Source organism: Acinetobacter sp. Li1LvA2 (genome assembly GCF_056156705.1).
Window position 1 is genome coordinate 162,661 of sequence record NZ_JBSICF010000006.1, and the last position, 18,264, is coordinate 180,924.

At 39.6% G+C, this 18,264-nt stretch carries 15 protein-coding genes; 9 read left to right on the top strand and 6 right to left on the bottom strand.

The features are described from left to right. Positions 1 to 90 precede the first annotated feature (90 nt). From ACS604_RS13365 to ACS604_RS13385, 5 genes are all read left to right on the top strand, one after another. A complete protein-coding gene (locus ACS604_RS13365) occupies positions 91 to 1,449 on the top strand; it encodes a uracil-xanthine permease family protein (RefSeq protein ID WP_474771945.1) in 1,359 nt (452 codons plus the stop codon). 63 nt (positions 1,450 to 1,512) lie between these two features. Then, positions 1,513 to 2,526: a methyltransferase gene (locus ACS604_RS13370; protein WP_013196891.1), complete on the top strand. Its 1,014-nt coding sequence runs from the start codon at positions 1,513 to 1,515 to the stop codon at positions 2,524 to 2,526. A gap of 21 nt (positions 2,527 to 2,547) precedes the next feature. After that, the gene (locus tag ACS604_RS13375; RefSeq protein ID WP_004789223.1) at positions 2,548 to 4,008 is read left to right on the top strand and encodes an amino acid permease; all 1,461 of its coding nucleotides are present in this window, start codon (positions 2,548 to 2,550) and stop codon (positions 4,006 to 4,008) included. A 266-nt stretch (positions 4,009 to 4,274) separates the two neighbouring features. Beyond that, positions 4,275 to 5,480: an RtcB family protein gene (locus ACS604_RS13380; protein WP_474771946.1), complete on the top strand. Its 1,206-nt coding sequence runs from the start codon at positions 4,275 to 4,277 to the stop codon at positions 5,478 to 5,480. Positions 5,481 to 5,483: 3 nt separating this feature from the next. Beyond that, positions 5,484 to 5,642: a hypothetical protein gene (locus ACS604_RS13385; RefSeq protein WP_474771947.1), complete on the top strand. Its 159-nt coding sequence runs from the start codon at positions 5,484 to 5,486 to the stop codon at positions 5,640 to 5,642. A gap of 125 nt (positions 5,643 to 5,767) precedes the next feature. On the opposite strand, the gene omp38 is transcribed toward ACS604_RS13385, so the two are convergent. Next, positions 5,768 to 6,838 carry an outer membrane protein Omp38 gene (omp38, locus tag ACS604_RS13390; RefSeq protein WP_031949255.1) on the bottom strand — a complete coding sequence of 357 codons (1,071 nt, stop codon included), beginning with the start codon at positions 6,836 to 6,838 and terminating at the stop codon, positions 5,768 to 5,770. Between the two features lie 379 nt (positions 6,839 to 7,217). Here omp38 and ACS604_RS13395 point away from each other — a divergent pair, with 379 nt between their 5' ends. The 3 genes from ACS604_RS13395 to ACS604_RS13405 all read left to right on the top strand — a co-directional run bounded on the left by ACS604_RS13395 (position 7,218) and on the right by ACS604_RS13405 (position 9,591). Further along, positions 7,218 to 7,733: a GspH/FimT family pseudopilin gene (locus ACS604_RS13395; RefSeq protein ID WP_474771948.1), complete on the top strand. Its 516-nt coding sequence runs from the start codon at positions 7,218 to 7,220 to the stop codon at positions 7,731 to 7,733. Between the two features lie 108 nt (positions 7,734 to 7,841). After that, positions 7,842 to 9,017: a thiolase family protein gene (locus ACS604_RS13400; protein WP_004789212.1), complete on the top strand. Its 1,176-nt coding sequence runs from the start codon at positions 7,842 to 7,844 to the stop codon at positions 9,015 to 9,017. Between the two features lie 130 nt (positions 9,018 to 9,147). Then, positions 9,148 to 9,591, top strand: coding sequence for a VOC family protein (locus ACS604_RS13405; RefSeq protein ID WP_009389331.1), 444 nt, complete (start codon positions 9,148 to 9,150; stop codon positions 9,589 to 9,591). Between the two features lie 51 nt (positions 9,592 to 9,642). On the opposite strand, the gene ACS604_RS13410 is transcribed toward ACS604_RS13405, so the two are convergent. The 5 genes from ACS604_RS13410 to ACS604_RS13430 form a co-directional block, all read right to left on the bottom strand. Beyond that, complete coding sequence (locus ACS604_RS13410) at positions 9,643 to 10,131, bottom strand: DUF934 domain-containing protein (protein ID WP_474771949.1); 489 nt, start codon at positions 10,129 to 10,131, stop codon at positions 9,643 to 9,645. After that, positions 10,124 to 11,767 (bottom strand): nitrite/sulfite reductase, encoded by a 1,644-nt coding sequence (locus ACS604_RS13415; RefSeq protein WP_004789205.1) that lies wholly within the window; start codon positions 11,765 to 11,767, stop codon positions 10,124 to 10,126. The genes ACS604_RS13410 and ACS604_RS13415 overlap by 8 nt, the downstream gene beginning before the upstream one ends. 165 nt (positions 11,768 to 11,932) lie before the next feature. Beyond that, positions 11,933 to 14,338, bottom strand: coding sequence for a membrane-bound PQQ-dependent dehydrogenase, glucose/quinate/shikimate family (locus ACS604_RS13420; RefSeq protein ID WP_312823492.1), 2,406 nt, complete (start codon positions 14,336 to 14,338; stop codon positions 11,933 to 11,935). A 174-nt stretch (positions 14,339 to 14,512) separates the two neighbouring features. Beyond that, a complete protein-coding gene (locus tag ACS604_RS13425; RefSeq protein ID WP_081399429.1) occupies positions 14,513 to 15,745 on the bottom strand; it encodes a carbohydrate porin in 1,233 nt (410 codons plus the stop codon). Positions 15,746 to 15,900: 155 nt separating this feature from the next. Continuing rightward, complete coding sequence (locus ACS604_RS13430; protein ID WP_474771950.1) at positions 15,901 to 17,019, bottom strand: CaiB/BaiF CoA transferase family protein; 1,119 nt, start codon at positions 17,017 to 17,019, stop codon at positions 15,901 to 15,903. Positions 17,020 to 17,229: 210 nt separating this feature from the next. On the opposite strand from ACS604_RS13430, the gene ACS604_RS13435 reads away from it, so the two are divergent. Then, positions 17,230 to 18,240 (top strand): AraC family transcriptional regulator, encoded by a 1,011-nt coding sequence (locus ACS604_RS13435; protein ID WP_004789200.1) that lies wholly within the window; start codon positions 17,230 to 17,232, stop codon positions 18,238 to 18,240. Positions 18,241 to 18,264: the final 24 nt, after the last annotated feature.

Sequence of the window (18,264 nt, forward strand, 5' to 3'; positions counted from 1 at the left end):
AAATTTCCAATACCCTGTATTTCGTTTTGTAAAGATAGTTATCTCGATTAGAATAGCGCCAATTTGCAAAATTGCGGCAGACCTACACCCATGTCCAATCAACACTCTCAAGACCATTTAGACCTTGTTTATGGTTTAAATGATCGACCAAAACCTTTGATCGCTTTTTTAGCAGCTTTCCAGCATTTGCTTGCGATTATTGTACCAATTGTTACACCTGGCCTTTTAATTTGCTTAGCTTTAGGCGTTTCACGCACCGAAACCAACATGATTTTATCGATGTCTTTGGTAATTTCAGGTATTGCTACATTTCTACAATGTAAAAAAGTTGGTCCGTTTGGTGCAGGTCTTCTTATTGTTCAAGGCACAAGTTTTAACTTTATTGGCCCTATTATTGGTATTGGTAGTGCAATGGTGGCTGCAGGAACATCAGTCAACCAAGTTATGGCTGCAATTTTCGGTGTAGTAATTGCTGGCTCCTTTATTGAAATGGGTGTTTCGCAAATTCTTCCATGGGTAAAAAGACTAATTACTCCTTTGGTGACTGGTATTGTTGTTTTATTAATTGGCTTAACGCTTATTAAAGAAGGCTTGATTAGTATGGGTGGTGGCTACCAAGCCATGCAAGATCATACTTTTGCAAGTGCAGACAACCTTATTATGTCATGTACCGTACTTGCGATTATTATTGTACTCAATCGTATTCGAGTGGTTTGGATTAAAAGCTCAGCTATTTTAATCGCGCTAGTGATTGGTTACATTCTTGCTGGATTTATGGGACATCTAGATTTCTCTAGTATTAAAGATGCGCCCCTCGTACAAATTCCAACACCAATGCACTTTGGTTTGAGCTTCTCATGGGGCTTATTCATTCCAATGGCATTCATTTATTTAGTGACCTCTTTAGAAGCCATTGGTGATGTGACAGCAACCAGTAAACTTTCTAACCAACCTGTTAATGGTCCTGAATGGATGAAACGCATTAAAGGTGGTGTATTAGTAAATGGTGCAAACTCTTTACTCGCTGGATTATTTAATACTTTCCCAAGTTCTGTTTTCGCTCAAAATAATGGTGTAATTCAACTCACTGGGGTAGCTAGCCGCTATGTAGGTATCTGGATTGCTGGATTACTTATTTTATTAGGTCTATTTCCTGCGGTAGCTGGTGTTATACAAGCAGTACCTCAAGCAGTTTTAGGTGGCGCTGTTATGGTGATGTTCGGTGCCGTGGCTGCATCAGGCATTAATATTCTTTCATCTATTCACCTTGATCGCCGAGCATTATTAATTATTGCCATCTCACTTGCATTAGGTTTGGGTGTTGCTCAAGTTCCCCAAATTTTAGAGCATCTTCCAGAATTATTTAAAAATATTTTTAGCTCTGGCGTGGCAACAGGTGGTATAGCAGCATTAATTTTAAATGTTGTGCTTCCTGAAACGCATAAATAACTAACTTTTAATTTTGATTACTGCCCAGCTCCCACTGGGCATTCTTCTTCATGAGAGATGTACATGGATCCTAGAAGTGAAGTGGTATTAAGACAGCAAGACTATTTGAAAGGTAGTATCTTGTTAATTAATGCACCGAATGATGCCTTAGTCAGTCAATTACCAGCTGGAACTGATGCGTCAGTCTGGACATGGAACCATGCCGACTATCAAGGATTTATAAATAGTGGAACGAAAGCTCACTTCTCAGTTGAGTTTCCCTCCCAAGAATTCGACCAAGCAATTATTTTTGTTCCAAAATCAAAAGAACTCTTAAATTACATATTACATGTAGTGATGAGCCATCTTAAAACCAATCAATCGGTTTTTTTAGTCGGTGAAAAAAAAGGTGGCGTAGAAAGAGCTGCCAAACAATTACAAAGCTTTGGCAAAGTACTAAAACTTGATAGTGCACGTCACTGTCAACTATGGCACTTAAAGATTGAGAAAACAGAACAAATTAAACCTCTAGAAAAATGGCTTAAAACCTATACTGTTCAGGTTAATGAACAAGAGCTTACGATTTGCGCCCTTCCCGGTGTTTTTAGCCAAAATCATCTAGATGTCGGAACTGCTGTTTTACTCCCTTATCTTAATCAGGTGAAATCAGGTAGAATTGCCGACTTCGGGTGTGGTGCTGGAATTATCAGTTGCTATTTGGCAAAAATAAATTCAAGTAATATTATTCATGCCCTAGATATTGATGCTTTCGCTTTACGGTCAACGGAAATGACTTTTAGTCGAAATGGAATAGGTTCAGACCAGTTGAGATTGCAGCCTGTCATAGGTATTGCAGACGCTCCAACAGAACTCGATGCCATTGTCAGTAACCCTCCTTTCCATCAAGGTATTCATACCAACTATGATGCAAGTGAAGGACTCTGCCAAAACGCTAAAAAACATTTAAAGGCATCAGGTGAGCTATGGATTGTAGCAAACCGTTTTTTAAACTATCCGATCTTAATTGAGAAGCACTTTGGTCAGTGCCAGATTAAAACTGATCTTCAAGGCTTTAAGGTGTTATATGCCTGTGCATAACAAACTATGTAAGGAATCTCCATGAGCGAAACACATGCTCCTGAAAAACTCCAGCGTAAGCTTGGGGCTCGTCATCTGAATATGATCGCCATTGGTGGTTCCATTGGTACAGGCCTCTTCCTTGCTTCTGGATCGACCATTGCAAATGCTGGCCCAGGTGGAGCGCTACTCGCCTATTCGCTTATTGGTATTATGATTTACTTCTTAATGACCAGTTTAGGTGAACTTGCAACCCATAATCCAACTTCTGGGGCTTTTTTTACATATGGTAGTCGTTATGTCGAAGAAGGCTTTGGCTTCGCTTTAGGTTGGAACTATTGGTATAACTGGGCAATCACAGTTGCATTCGAACTTGTAGCAGTTCAGTTTATTATGAAGTTCTGGTTCCCTGATATTCCAGGGTTCTATTGGAGTGCCCTGTTCCTTATCGTAATTTTTGCAATCAATGCCATGACAGTAAAAGGATTCGGCGAAAGCGAATTCTGGTTCTCAATGGTAAAAGTGATTGCGATTGTAGCGTTTATTATCATTGGCTTAGCCATGATCATTAAGATTATGCTGACTCCAGGTGTCGCAGCTTTTGGAAACTGGACCTATAAAGAAGCACCTTTTGTTGGTGGTTTACAGGCCATGATCGGTGTAGCAATGATTGCCGGATTCTCTTTCCAAGGGACTGAAATGGTAGGGGTTGCTGCTGGTGAATCTAAAGATCCAAAGAAAACGATTCCACTTGCAATCAAGCAGATTTTCTGGCGAATCTTATTATTTTATATCTTATGTATATTCATTATCGGCACGCTAATTGCCTATGATGACCCAAATTTATTGCAAGCTGCTACCACTGAAAATGTTGCACTTTCTCCATTTACATTGCTCTATGAGAGAGTTGGCTTTGCTTTTGCAGCTGGTTTAATGAATGCTGTCATTCTTACTGCTATTTTGTCTGCAGGTAACTCAGGCATGTATTCATCAACTCGTATGTTATTTAAAATGGCTCAGGAAGGTCGTGCACCAAAGTGGTTTGCAAAACTTGATGGTCGTGGCGTTCCGATGAATGCACTATATGCCACCACATTTATCGCCGCTTTTTGTTTCTTGACAACGTTTATTGGTGAAAAACAAGTCTTTAACTGGCTACTGAATATGTCAGGGATGTGTGGTTTTATTGTCTGGCTGGGCATTGCGATTTCACACTATCGTTTCCGTAAAGGCTATATTGCTCAAGGGTATAAATTAGAAGATTTAGCTTACCGTGCCAAATTTTTCCCATTTGCTCCTTGGTTTGCCTTTATTCTCTGTTCAATCATCATCTTAGGGCAGAACTATCAAGCCATTTTAGGTGGAAAAATTGACTGGTTAGGCCTACTTTCAACTTATATTAGTTTGCCATTATTCTTAATTATTTGGTTAGGCTATAAGTGGAAAAATAAAACTAAACTGATCGCTTATGATCAAATGAATGTGAAGCCAGAGCAAGACTAAGAATCGGTAATTAAAAGTAAATCAAAGATCAAAAGCTTGATCTTTGATTAAAAAAGCGTAAAATGCCGTTCAGATTTTCAACAGCGCTTTTAAATAAGGAGGACATCATGCCAACACTACAAGGTAAAACAGATTAAATAATTTGGCACGATGTCAGCTCACGGACAAGTGTACAAATTCACTTCACTTGTCCGAATGCTCAAATTTAAGACCTAGCATTCGCTAGGTTTTTTTATGCCTGCTCGGACAAAAATAAGAGAAAAATTATGGGCATACAAAAAATATTAAATGAGGAAGCACTTTACGGTGTTCCCGTTAAAATTTTCACTCAAGATATAGATAGTGAAAGTATCGAACAACTCAAGAAAATGGCTCAACTGCAATTTATATACTCACATATTGCTGTTATGCCAGATGTTCACGTAGGAAAAGGCGCGACTGTAGGCAGTGTTATTCCAACCAAACATGCCATTATTCCAGCTGCTGTAGGAGTTGACATTGGCTGTGGAATGAATGCAATTCGCTTGAGTTTAAAGGCTTCACAATTACCTGATAACTTAAGTCGTTTGCGTGATGCGATCGAACGTAAAGTACCAGTTGGCTTTGCTTTGCATAAACAAGTTAAAGCAAAAGCTTCTAGCATTATTCCACTTGAAAAACGCTTAGAACCCATTATCAAAAAGCATCCTGGACTTGTTCGAATGCTTCGACAGTTTGATGCAACATGGCAAAAGCAACTTGGTACTTTAGGCGGCGGCAATCACTTTATAGAATTATGTATTGATGAAAATCAAGACGTATGGGTGATGCTACATTCAGGTAGCAGAGGGCTGGGTAATGTCATTGGTACTTATTTTATTGAGTTAGCCAAGAAAGAAGCTCAGCATCGCTTTGGCCACGTACCTGATAAAGACTTAAGCTATTTTGCCGAAGGATCAACCAGTTTTGATGATTATGTAGAAGCTGTAGAGTGGGCTCAAGAATATGCTTTTGAAAATCGCAAAGAAATGATGCGATTAATATTAGAAGCAATTCGCCCTCTTCTACCCTCTTTTCAAATGACAAAAGAAGCAATTAATTGTCACCATAACTATGTAAGCCGTGAAACACATTTCGGTGAAAGTTTATTGATCACCCGAAAAGGTGCAATTCGAGCAGGCTTAGATGAATTAGGTATTATTCCAGGTTCAATGGGAGCACGCTCTTATATCGTCAGAGGTAAAGCAAACCCTGAGTCATTTTGTTCTTGTTCTCATGGAGCAGGTCGCAAGATGAGTCGAAGCAAGGCAAAAAATCTTTTTAACCAGCAAGATCTTATTGAACAAACCCAAGGTATTGAATGCCGTAAAGACAGTGGTGTTGTTGATGAAATCCCAAGTGCTTATAAAGATATTGATGAAGTCATGGCAAATCAGGCTGACCTCATTGAAGTTGTTCACACACTTAAACAAGTTTTATGTATTAAAGGTTAAAACATGAAAATTAAAGAAATGCCAAAAATCAAAGTCCGTAATCAAGTGGCTCTTTCCCCTTTACTTCACAAAGGTGGAATGCATGAAACAGAGAAACCTCGTGCTCAACATCGTAGAGATAGACAAGATGCTAAACAGCAATTGAGAAAAGGTGAGTGGTAAATAATTTAGACCAAGATCGAAAGTAATTATTTATTAAGGAGACATAGAAATGACTAAGTATTTTAAAAATCGCAATAAAAAAAGCGACTCTAACGAGTCGCTTTTTTACTGTTCAAGAACTCAAATTATTGAGCTGCTGCAGGAGCTGCCGCTTCTTGACCAGGTTGAACAACTACAGTACGGCTACCAGTGATTGTCGCGAATACACGACGGTTCATAGCACGACCTTCTTTAGTTTTGTTGTCAGCAATCGGTTGATCCCAAGCGAAACCTTGAGTAGACAAACGAGATGCATCAACGTTGTATTCGTTTACAAGAGCTGATTTAACAGAGTTAGCACGAGCTAAAGATAAACGTTCGTTTAACTTACGTGGACCAGTGTTATCTGTGTGACCTTCGATACGTGCAGTAGCGTTAGGGTATTCAGTTAACTTCTCAGCAACTTTAGCAATTTCTGGCTTGTATTGGTCTTTGATGTTTGATTTGTTAGTATCAAAGAACACACGAAGTTCCATGTTAAGGTCTTCAGTTAACTCTTGTGGTTGTGGAGCAACTGGAGTTGGTTCAACTGGAGCAACTTCTACTACAGGAGCAGCAGGCTTCAAGTGACCACCAAGAACTACGTTTAAACCAGCAAGAGCTGTATAGTTCCAGAACTCTTCATCAGCGTTATAAGTAGCACGAGCTTCTGTACGAAGAGATAAAGCGTCGTTTAAGCGCCAGAAAGCACCTACACCAGCGTTACCTAAAGTACCTTCTTCTGAATTACCACGTGTACCACGGTTTACGCCATCAAAGTCGTATTTGTAGTGACCAGCACCTAACAATACATACGGCTTAATTTTGCTGTCGTAGTTTTTAGTGATTAAATCAGAAGTAACATAGAAGTTACCGTTGATTTGTTTTTGTTTGTATTCAGCACCAGCAGCAGCGCCGTCTACGTCACCTTTAACTTGGTTATATTCAGCTTCGAAACCTAACCATGGTGTTAACTCGATACCAAGAGCTGCACCAACGAATAAATCGTCTTGTAACTCAGGACCGTTTGTTAAGTTACCATCTTTACCGCCATTATTGTGTTGGCTGTCTTGGAAAGTGTAACCAAGCAATAATGGAGTAACTGTTACGCCAGCATTAGCAGCAGCTAATGGAGCAGCAACAAGCATAGTAGCAAGTGCAATACGACTCAATTTCATGGATATCCTCCAGAGATAACAATTGTTGTTCAAGCTCAGCCTAAATTTATTGGCCCCTGAGATATTTTCACCCCAGTATTATTTTTAAGCTATTCACATTTGAATCATACAAACACTTGATAGACTTTCCAAGTGCTTGATAATTTTAATCAAGTAAATTATTGACAAAATTACTTACAATTTCCGTTGTAATTCGGTAATTTTTTACTCAACTAGCAAATATGAACAACTTCTTTCTTTCGCTTAGGGTGATTTTACCAGTATTCTAGCGTCCTGATAACCTTTATTTAATTTTGTGTTTCCTCATTATAAAAAGTCATATAAATCATTGATAGAACGCATAAAATCAAAATATTTCTTTATATATTAAGGAATTTTAATGTTTAAATCTCCCGGTTTCACATTGATGGAACTCATTATAACGCTCGCAATTCTTATGATTACGTTCACCCTAGCCCTTCCTTTATACCACCAATTTATGGCTTCAATGGAATTTAAAAGCACACCTCGACTACTCACAATTCATATACAAAAAGCCAAATACGACGCAATTCTACGACATAAGAGTGTCGTACTTTGCCCAAGTGTTGATTTGTCTATATGTAATAGTAATTGGGATACAAGGCTTATAAGCTTTGTAGACACAAATCATAATCTACAAAGAGAAAGCGACGAAGAAATATTAACCAATATTGAACTTAATCATCGTTATGGCTCTTTGAAATTTCAAAAATTCGGCAAAAATTTAAATAGTATCGTATTTCAGGGAGATACCGGACTTCCACGAGAGTCTAACGGCAGTTTTACTTATTGTTCTTATAATCAGCTTAAAAATTTTAAATTAGTTCTTAGCAAAATGGGGCATGTACGCTTAGAAGAACTTCAAAATTGTTAGAACTCTACAGTCTAATACAGAATCCAAGCCCTCCCCCATTTTGCAATATACTGCTTAAGTTTTAATGTTTTCTTAATTTGAGATAAAGAACAATCGGAGATTACAACAATGACTGATATCGTAATTGTTAATGGTGCTCGTACTGCCATGGGTGGTTTTCAAGGATCACTATCAGGACTTACAGCGCCTGAATTAGGTGCTGTAACGATTAAAGAAGCAATCGCACGAGCAGGTTTACAACCTACTGATGTCGAAGAAGTCATTATGGGTTGTGTTCTTCCTGCGGGTTTAAAACAAGGCCCTGCTCGTCAAGCAATGCGCAAAGCTGGTTTACCTGATTCTACAGGTGCTGTGACTATTAATAAGCTTTGTGGCTCTGGTATGAAAGCCGTGATGCAAGCAACCGACATGATTAAAGCAGGCAGTGCTGACATTGTTGTTGCTGGCGGCATGGAGTCTATGACAAATGCACCTTATGTTTTACCAAAAGCACGTGCTGGCTACCGCATGGGTCATGGTGAAATTAAGGATCACATGTTTCTTGATGGACTTGAAGATGCTGAAACTGGTCGTTTAATGGGTTCTTTTGCTCAAGATATGGCAAATACTCGTGGCTATACGCGCGAACAAATGGATGACTTTGCGATTCGCTCTTTGAAACGTGCTCAAACAGCAATTACTGAAGGGTATTTCAAAGATGAAATTGTTTCGGTTACCGTACCTAGTCGCAAAGGTGATGTCGTTGTTGATCAAGATGAACAACCTCTAAATGCAAAAATCGACAAAATTCCTTCGCTTAAACCAGCTTTTGCAAAAGACGGTACAATTACCGCAGCAAACGCAAGCTCTATTTCGGATGGTGCATCTGCCTTAGTATTAACTTCAAGTGAAGTTGCAGCACAGCGCGGTTTACAACCACTTGCGAAAATTATCGCGACAGCGTCAAACTCTCAGCATCCTTCAGAATTTACGATCGCTCCTGTCGGTGCTATCGAAAAAGTTCTTAAAAAAGCGGGATGGAATGCTCAAGACGTTGATCTTTGGGAAATTAACGAAGCTTTTGCTATGGTTACTATGTGTCCAATTGATGATTTCAAACTTGATGCTGAAAAAGTCAATATCAATGGTGGTGCTTGTGCCCTAGGTCATCCAGTAGGTTCTACAGGTTCTCGTATTATTCTTACGTTGATTCATGCACTGAAACGTACTGGCGGTAAAAAAGGTATTGCAGCACTTTGTATTGGCGGTGGTGAAGCAACAGCCGTTGCGATTGAACTTATTTAATTAAAATTAACTATTTTAAAATCCCACTTCGGTGGGATTTTTTTATGAAAAAACTACAAAAAAAGACCCACAAAATCACTTTTAAGTTTTAACTTATTCTTTTAAACGAAAACAACAATGGACAATAACAATGCAACTCAATCACTATCTCAATTTCCAAGGTCAAGCAGAACAAGCCTTTAATTTTTATAAATCAGTTTTTGGTGGCGAGTTCGCCATGTTGAGTCGCTATGGTGATATGCCACCGTCAGAAGGTGTGACATTATCTGAAGCAAACAAAAATCTGGTTCTTCACGTTTCTCTACCTATCAATGAATATACTGTACTTATGGCATCAGATACAAATGATCAGTTCTGTGCGCCTAACAGTGTTTTTACCCAAGGCAATAATCACTACATCGCAATTAACCTTGAAAAGGACGAGCAAGAAAAGGCTAAACAACTTTTTGATGCGTTGTCTGTAAATGGTCAAATTGAAATGCCTCTAGAAAAAACCTTCTGGGGTGCATTATACGGAGCATTTACCGATCAATTTGGTATAAAGTGGATGGTTAACTGCCAACTTGATACATAATTTTCAATATAAAAAAATCCCGCAAATTGCGGGATTTTTTTATTTCAAGATTTATTGAGCACCTGTTTGATAACTCGCTTCTGGCACACCAGTTGAAGCTTGATACGGATTGGTAAAGTCTTGCAAACCTGCCGCAGCTTCTTGTACGTCTTTGCCTTCTTTTACAACAAAGCTATCAAAACCAGAACGCTTTAAATAGTTTAAAACATCCTTAAACACATCACCTGTTGCACGTAACTCACCTTGGAAACCTTGACGGCGCAATAGTGCAGCAAATGAATAACCACGACCATCACCAAAACCTGCAAACTCAATGAAGATTGCATCAAGTTCACTTAATGGAAATGTGTGCTCTTCAGGTGAATCATTTACCGTCACATACAAAGCTTTTTTGCCTTGAACGTTAGTTAATTGGTCAAGTTGAGCTGTCGTTACCACAACGTCACCTTGAGGAATCACACCATCTTCACCAATAATTTGATAAGTATTATCTGCAATCGTGCCATCTTTATAAAGCACTGGTAGAGCTGTATTAAGCATATGCACGCTCCTTAAATGGTTGAATTCCTACACGGCGATATGTATCAACAAAACGCTCACCTTCTGTACGCAAATCAAGATAAGTATTTAATACTTCCTCAATTACATCAGGCACAGCATCTGCTGCAAATGATGGCCCTAAGATGTCACCGATTGATGCATCATGGTCAGAATTACCACCTAGTGTAATTTGGTAGAATTCAGCGCCTTTTTTATCTACACCTAAAATACCGATGTTACCTACGTGGTGATGACCACAAGCATTCATACAACCAGAGATATTTAGATCTAAATGACCAAGATCATAAACTTTATCTAAGTCATCGAAACGACGAGTAATCGCTTCAGCAATTGGAATTGATTTCGCATTTGCAAGTGAACAGAAATCACCGCCCGGGCAACTAATAATATCGGTAATAAAACCAATATGTGCACGTGCCATATTTTGCTGTTCAAGCGCTTGCCATACATCGAACAAATCTTTTTGAGGCACATCTGCCAAAGCAATGTTTTGTTCGTGAGTCGTGCGAAGTTCACCGAAAGTGTATTTATCAGCAAGATCTGCAATAAAATTCATTTCTTCAGTGGTCATATCACCCGGTGCGATACCTGCACGTTTTAGAGAAATCGTAACAATACGATAGCCCTTCACTTTATGCGCATGCGTGTTGATGTTGAACCACTGTTTGAATTTTGGATGCTCAGCAAATAAAGCTGTAAAGTCTTCATCTGCCAAATCTTGATAATCAAAAGGAGTGAATTCTTCATCCAATTTTTTCAAGATTTCTGGCTGAATTTTCAATGCTTCACGTGTATGTTCAAATTCAGCTTCAACTTTCTGAGCAAATACTTCAGGAGTTAATGCTTTAACTAGAATTTTAATACGCGCTTTGTATTTATTATCACGACGGCCATGCAAGTTATAAACACGTAGAACCGCTTCTAAGTAAGCAATTAAATCTTCGCGCGGTAAAAACTCACGAATAACGCTACCAATGATTGGAGTACGGCCTAAACCACCACCAGCCATAATTTTATAGCCGATTTCGCCCGCTTCATTACGCACGATATAAACACCAATATCGTGGAATGCAGTTGCCGCACGATCTTTTTCTTCAAGTGCAGAAACAGCAATTTTGAACTTACGTGGCAAGAATGCAAATTCTGGGTGGAATGTACTCCACTGACGAATCAACTCACATGTTGGACGTGGGTCTGCAATTTCACCAGCAACCACTCCTGCGTATTGGTCAGTTGTTGTGTTACGAATACAGTTACCACTGGTTTGAATGGCATGCATTTGTACAGTTGCAAGTTCTGCCAAAATATCTGGCACATCTTCAAGTGCAGGCCAGTTCAACTGAATGTTTTGACGTGTAGATACGTGTGCATATCCACGGTCATAAGCAGTTGAAACTTCAGCAACTTTACGTAATTGCTTAGAATTCATTAAGCCATACGGCACAGCAATACGCAGCATAGGCGCATAGCGTTGCACATATAAACCATTTTGCAAACGTAACGGACGATATTCATCTTCAGAAAGTTTGCCAGCTAAATAGCGTTCAGTCTGATCACGGAACTGAGCAACTCGTTCATTAACCAGCTGCTGGTCGAAATCGGTATATAAATACATGGCGTATGGCTAGTAGATTCATTATTAAGGCGGATAGCATAACGAGCTTTCATTCATCAATAAAATGCTTTTTTTGCATATTTAATAACGGTTTTATTGATAAGCTTTAATATAAATCGACATAAAAAAGCCCGGATAAATCCAGGCCCTTTCTATAAAAGCTTTTTATTTGTTATCTGGTAAGGCATAGGCCACTAAATAGTCACCCATTTTTGTACCAAATGAACCATGACCACCAGCCATAATCACAACATATTGCTTACCATTGATTTCATAAGTCATTGGTGTTGCTTGTCCACCTGCTGGCAAACGCGCTTCCCAAAGTTTCTTACCATTCGTGACGTTAAACGCACGTAAATAGTTATCTTGAGTTGCACCAACAAACATGACATTACCGGCAGTAGAAATTGAACCACCTAAACCAGGCACACCAATTTTCACAGCTGGTAATTGGAACAAGTTCGGCAAGCTGTCACGAATTGTACCAATACGTTTTTTCCATACCACTTCATGAGTTTTCAAATCAACGCCAGCTACATAGCCCCAAGCTGGTTGTTTACAAGGTAAACCAAGCGGAGATAAGAATGCGCTAATTTCAACACCATAAGGTACACCGTACATCGGTTGTACACCCTGCTCAGTTCCCGCACCTTTTGCAGTTTGTGCACGGTTTGGATCAGCAGGAATTAAACGACTTACGAACGGCAAACCAATCGGATTCATCACAGCAACTTGACGGTCAGGGTTAACTGACATACCGCCCCATTCAAACACACCCAAGTTACCAGGGAAAACTAAAGTACCGTTCTCAGATGGTGGCGTATAAATACCATCGTAATTTAGACGTTTGAAAGATACACGACACATAAGCTGATCAAGCATAGTGGCACCCCACATATCTTTATCAGTCAATTTATCTTGTGGAGCTAAGTTCAAGTCAGAGAATGGCTGAGTTTTTGAGTAGAACTCACCTTTAGTTTGTGGTCCACGTTTAACTGTTTGTGGTACTGGTTTTTCAGTCACAGGAACAATTGGTTGACCATTACGACGATCAAGAACAAAGGCATTACCTGTTTTTGTCAATACATAGATTGCAGGAACAGTTTGGCCAGCTTTGTTTTTGATATCAGCTAAAGATGGTTGTGATGGTACGTCCATATCCCATAAATCGTGATGGGTTGTTTGGAAGTTCCATACCAGTTTACCAGTTGAGGCATTAATCGCTAACATCGAGTTCGCATAACGCTCTTTCAATTCGGTACGGTCGCCACCCCAGATATCTGGAGTACCTACACCTGTTGGAACATAAACGATATCAAGTTTGGCATCGTATGCTAAAGGAGCCCACGCATTTGGTGAGTTATGAACGAAATTCGTACCTTCGCCCGGCATTGCATTTGGATCTGCTGCGCCAGTATCAAATACCCAAAGGAGTTTACCAGTGTTAACGTCGTATCCACGAATTACACCAGATGGCTCTTTATTTGAGTAGTTATCGGTTACCGAACCAGCAATAACAACTGTTGAACCAGTCACGATACCAGGAGATGTTGGGTTGTAACCACCTGGGTAAGCATATGGCATAAACTCTTGCAAGTTCACTTCACCATTTTTACCAAAGTCAGTACATGCTTTACCAGTGTCAGCATTCACCGCAACTAAACGGCCATCATTCACAGGAACAAAGACTTTACGCGGACATTGTGTAGAGTCAGATTTCTTGCTTTGAAGACTCGTTGCAAACTCAGTTGTGTTGTTTGCATCGTAGTACATCACACCACGGCAAGTTAAATGCTGGAACGATTTATCCGTTTTAAGCTTCGGATCAAAACGCCATTTTTCTTTACCTGTAGCTGGATCAATTGAAATCAATTGTTGATGAGCTGTACAGATAAACATGTTATTACCGATTTTAATCGGTGTAACCTGATTGGTCGTTTCGCCAGAGTCATTATCTGTCTTAAGATCACCAGTACGTAAAGTCCAAGCAACTTTCAAATCTTTTACATTTTGATCATTAATCTGTTTTAACGGAGAATAACGTACACCTGCTTGAGTACGACCATACGCTGGCCAGTCACTCTCTGCTACACCTGGCACCGCTTGAGCAGTTTCTGGTTGAGGTGTCTTGATTTCACCATTAATTTCTTGCGGATCGTTGAAGATAGAATAAACCATCAACAAGATTGCAATTGCTAGAGTTGAAGATAAGGCAACTTTACTTGATCCAAGGTTGCTGATTCCACGAGTTACGGCTGGAACCAATAACCATAAACCAAGAATACCTAAAATATCTAAACGAGGTGCAAGCGCCCAGAAGTCTGTTCCAACTTCCCAGACACCCCAAATAATGGTACCTAGCATTAAAGCAGCGTACACCCACAATGCGGTAGATGCGCGCTTATAGAGTTGCCATGCAACAATTAGGAGTAATACACCAGTAATAATATAGTAAATTGAACCGCCTAATGTAGCGAGCCAAATACCTCCAATTAACAGGAATAACGCTAATAACCCAATAATAATTACGGTAAAAGTCGTTAAACCTGATCTTGAAGTAGGTTGAGTCATAAACCACCTCTTATCAATCATCATTTTTATCGGAAAGATAGGCCAAGCTTTTCATCAAAAATCGGCCTATCAATACATCTAAAACAAAACTCAGGCATAAAGAAAAAACGGAAGGTCAGGATTATTCAATCAATGATTTAGCCCTCGACAATCCGTTTTTCGGAGTAATTACGCTTAGAATGCAGTTGAGAATTTAATACCGCCTACCCAAGTGTTATCACCATTTTTTAATGCACCAACATGACGAACATATTGCACATTTGGACGGATAGTTAGCCAGTTTGTCGCATGAATACCGTAGTAAAGCTCGGTATTGTATTCAGTGTCGTATTCTTTATTTTGGACATCGTTCCAATCATCGTTGATATGGATACGTGCAACACCTAATGCCAATTCATCTTGAGGACGTTGATTGAGCAAACCTTTATAGACTAAGCCTACATTTTGCATGTTATCAATTTTGTTGGTATCAGAGTCGTGGAACGTTAGGTTCACAAACCCAGTCAAACCACGGTCTGTTTGATCAACCGGCTGGAATAATTTTTGTTTTGCAGTTACCCACACCCCTTGCTTATGAGATGTTTGAGCCTTATTTGTAATTTCTTCGGCATCAGCAGTGCTGTAGTAATACCCTAAACGGTATTCACCAGCCATACTTTGAGCGCCTAATTTAGGTGACCACACTACTTCTGCTGGAATAATTGCACCGTGAGAGCCATCGGTACTTAGGTTAAAGCCTTTGCCTCGGTCCAGATTTTCTGGATTATATTCATATACACCTACTTGCGTATATAAATCGGGTTGCAAATTATATTTAACGCGCATTGCCCATTGGCTGACTGGCCAGTTATACCACTGTTCGCCCACCCAGTTACCGACTTGTGAACCACAAAGCGCCAAGTTCTGGAAATCACAGTCAAAACTATTAAAGTCTTCACCTTCACCAAAACGACCAACTTTCACGTCTAACTTCTGGTCAAGAAATTTTTTCTTGATCCACAAATCGGTTAAACGCCAAGTTTGCTCACGCCCCCACACTTCTTGTGCCGAGCTTAAGTGCCCCGCTAAAGCTGGTGAATGTTCAGAAAGTGATTGCCCATCACGATAAGTTAATGTGATTTGAGCTTCAGTATCTTGCCACCCTAAAATTTTGTTTAAATCAAAATGAGTTCCTAAAGCAAGTTGCCCCGTATAAGCACTACCATGCGTTGATGTATTTTTTGAATCTAAAATACCGGCGTATTCGCCGGTATATCCAAAAGAAAAATCATAACCTTGTGCTTGTAACGCGGTGCGTTGACCGTTCCAATCACCCAACATCCACGGACTATTTGGGTCGAATGCAGCAGCAGCTTGTGCGTGCTGTATGAAAAGAGTAATTGATAAAACGGATAAACAGGAAGCCATCAAGGATTTATGTGTTTTCATGTTTACATACCTTTTATGTCTTTGTTTATAAAGGGTACGCTAATTTTATGTAAAGAAATTATTCAAAATGTTAATCAATTGATTAATCTAATAATAATCTTAATACACAGTGTCTAAGAAATAACCTCAGCTCTTTACCATTGTCCTTCACCAAGTTTTTGACCTATAAAGGAATATCTCATTTTTGATCTTGAAAACTTAATTGGGCAAGCCAACTGTGGTTCTGTATCTGCTGTATTATTCTGCAAAGGAACATCCACAATCCATCCACGTTGTTGTGCTAAGGGCGAGTTTAATGACTCAGTGAGACTTAAAACAGGTTCTACACACACATCAAGGTTTGCAAAAATTTCATGCCACTCTTTAAATGTTTTGCTTTTAATTTTTTCTTGAATCGCTTGTTTAACTTCCTTTCTATCTTCAACATCCAAAGAAGCGCCTTTTTGTAATAATAAAGGCAAATCAAGAGCTACGGACAAACCAGACATAAACTGTGGCTCAAGACTACCTATTGAAAGATAACGACCATCTTGAGTCATATAATAGTCATAGAAAATGCCACCATTGAGCATGCCATGCTCAGGAGCCTGTTCAACCTGCGCGGCAAGTGTAGCGGATGCGGCCATACTATTGAGGCTAGCAACACAATCAGTCATAGAAATATCAATATATTGCCCTTGTCCACTACGCCCGCGTTCAACCACCGCCGCTAAAATAGCAATCACTGCATGAAGTGAACCACCTGCAATGTCTGCAACTTGAATACCAAGTGGTGGCGGACCATTGTCTTGTCGGCCACTATATCCAGCAATACCAGCTAAAGCTAAATAGTTAATGTCATGCCCTGCTCTATCTTTATAGCTTCCTGTTTGTCCATAACCTGTAATTGAGCAGTAAATTAAGCGAGGATTAATTTCGGCAAGTGTTGAATAATCTAATCCTAGACGGCGCATAACATCAGGTCGAAACTGCTCTATGACAATATCAAACTCGGAAATTTTGGCTTTAATTAATTCGATACTTGCAGGATCTTTTAAATCAAGAATAATTGACTGTTTATTTCGGTTTAAATAACTATGTGCCGTTGCTTGCCCATTTGCATAGGGTGGCATGATCCGAATTAAATCTGGACGCGATGGAGATTCGATATGGATGACTTCTGCTCCCATATCGGCTAAGTACATTGTGGCAAAAGGTCCGGGTAAGAGTGTCGAGAAATCGAGAACTTTAAGTCCATTTAATGCTGTCGTCATCGTTTTTTTAACCACTATTATTCATATTTTCTTTTATATTAGTTAAGCAAATATTCTAAAACAATGTCATGTTCAGCCATTTACCTTGATCATTTCGGCAATTTAACATGTAAAAAGTGCTTTTACTCTGTTGTAAATCGCCAATTTATTTTTTTAGACGGTCATTTAGGTCAATTTAAAGTGAACATCAAAGAGACTGAAGGATTCAATATGAGTCGCGATACGATTAGCATCCACTTCGTGAATGCGGCTTTGACAGGCGTAAAGCGCCTTGGCATGGATGTTGAAATGCTCCTTTCACATGTGGGCATTGAAGCGGAATTATTACGTCAACCTAAAGCTCGAATCTCACCAGAACAATACACTCGTTTTATAAAAATGTTGTGGATGGTCACACAGGATGAACACGTTGGATTTGACGTACAACCACGTCGTCTGGGCACTTTTGCCATTATGTGTCAGTTGATTATTCACGCAAAAACATTGGGCCAAGCCCTTGAACTGTCATCTCAATTTTACAAATTATTTGGCGATGAATGGTCTGTCAGCCTAGAGCGTGACAAGCATGAAGCACGTCTAGTTCCACTCATTCCAAAAACTTTAGATCCAGATCATTTCATTACCGAAAGCATGCTTATGATTTGGCACGGTCTAGCATCATGGCTCATTGAACGCCGTTTGCCATTAGAGCGTGTTCATTTTAGCTACCCACGTCCTGCACATGCAGATGAATATGATGCATTATTTTTTGCACCAGTCATGCAGTTTGATGCACCACGCACTGAAATAACCTTTGCGGCTGATTATCTTGATTTGCCAATCCGCCAAGATGAAAAAACGCTAGAAGAATTCTTAAAAGCAGCGCCTGCTCAGCTTTTAGTAAAATTCAAAAATACTAACTCGCTAACTTCTCGTATTCGTGAAGTGCTCAAAAGCCAGATTGGTGAGGAAATGCCAACGCTTAATGACGTTGCATCAATGTTGTATTTATCTCCTCAAACCTTACGTCGCCGCTTGGCTGCCGAAGGTAAAAGCTATCAAGGTGTAAAAGATGCCTTACGTCGAGATGCTGCAATTCACTTATTACTCAACCCTGAATTAACACTTGAAGACGTTGCTCAACAAGTTGGTTTTAGTGAAACCAGTACGTTCCACCGCGCATTTAAAAAATGGACGGGTGTAACCCCTGGCCTATATCGCCAGCTACACGGTTATCACTAATTCTTCAATCTATTTAAGTTTCAC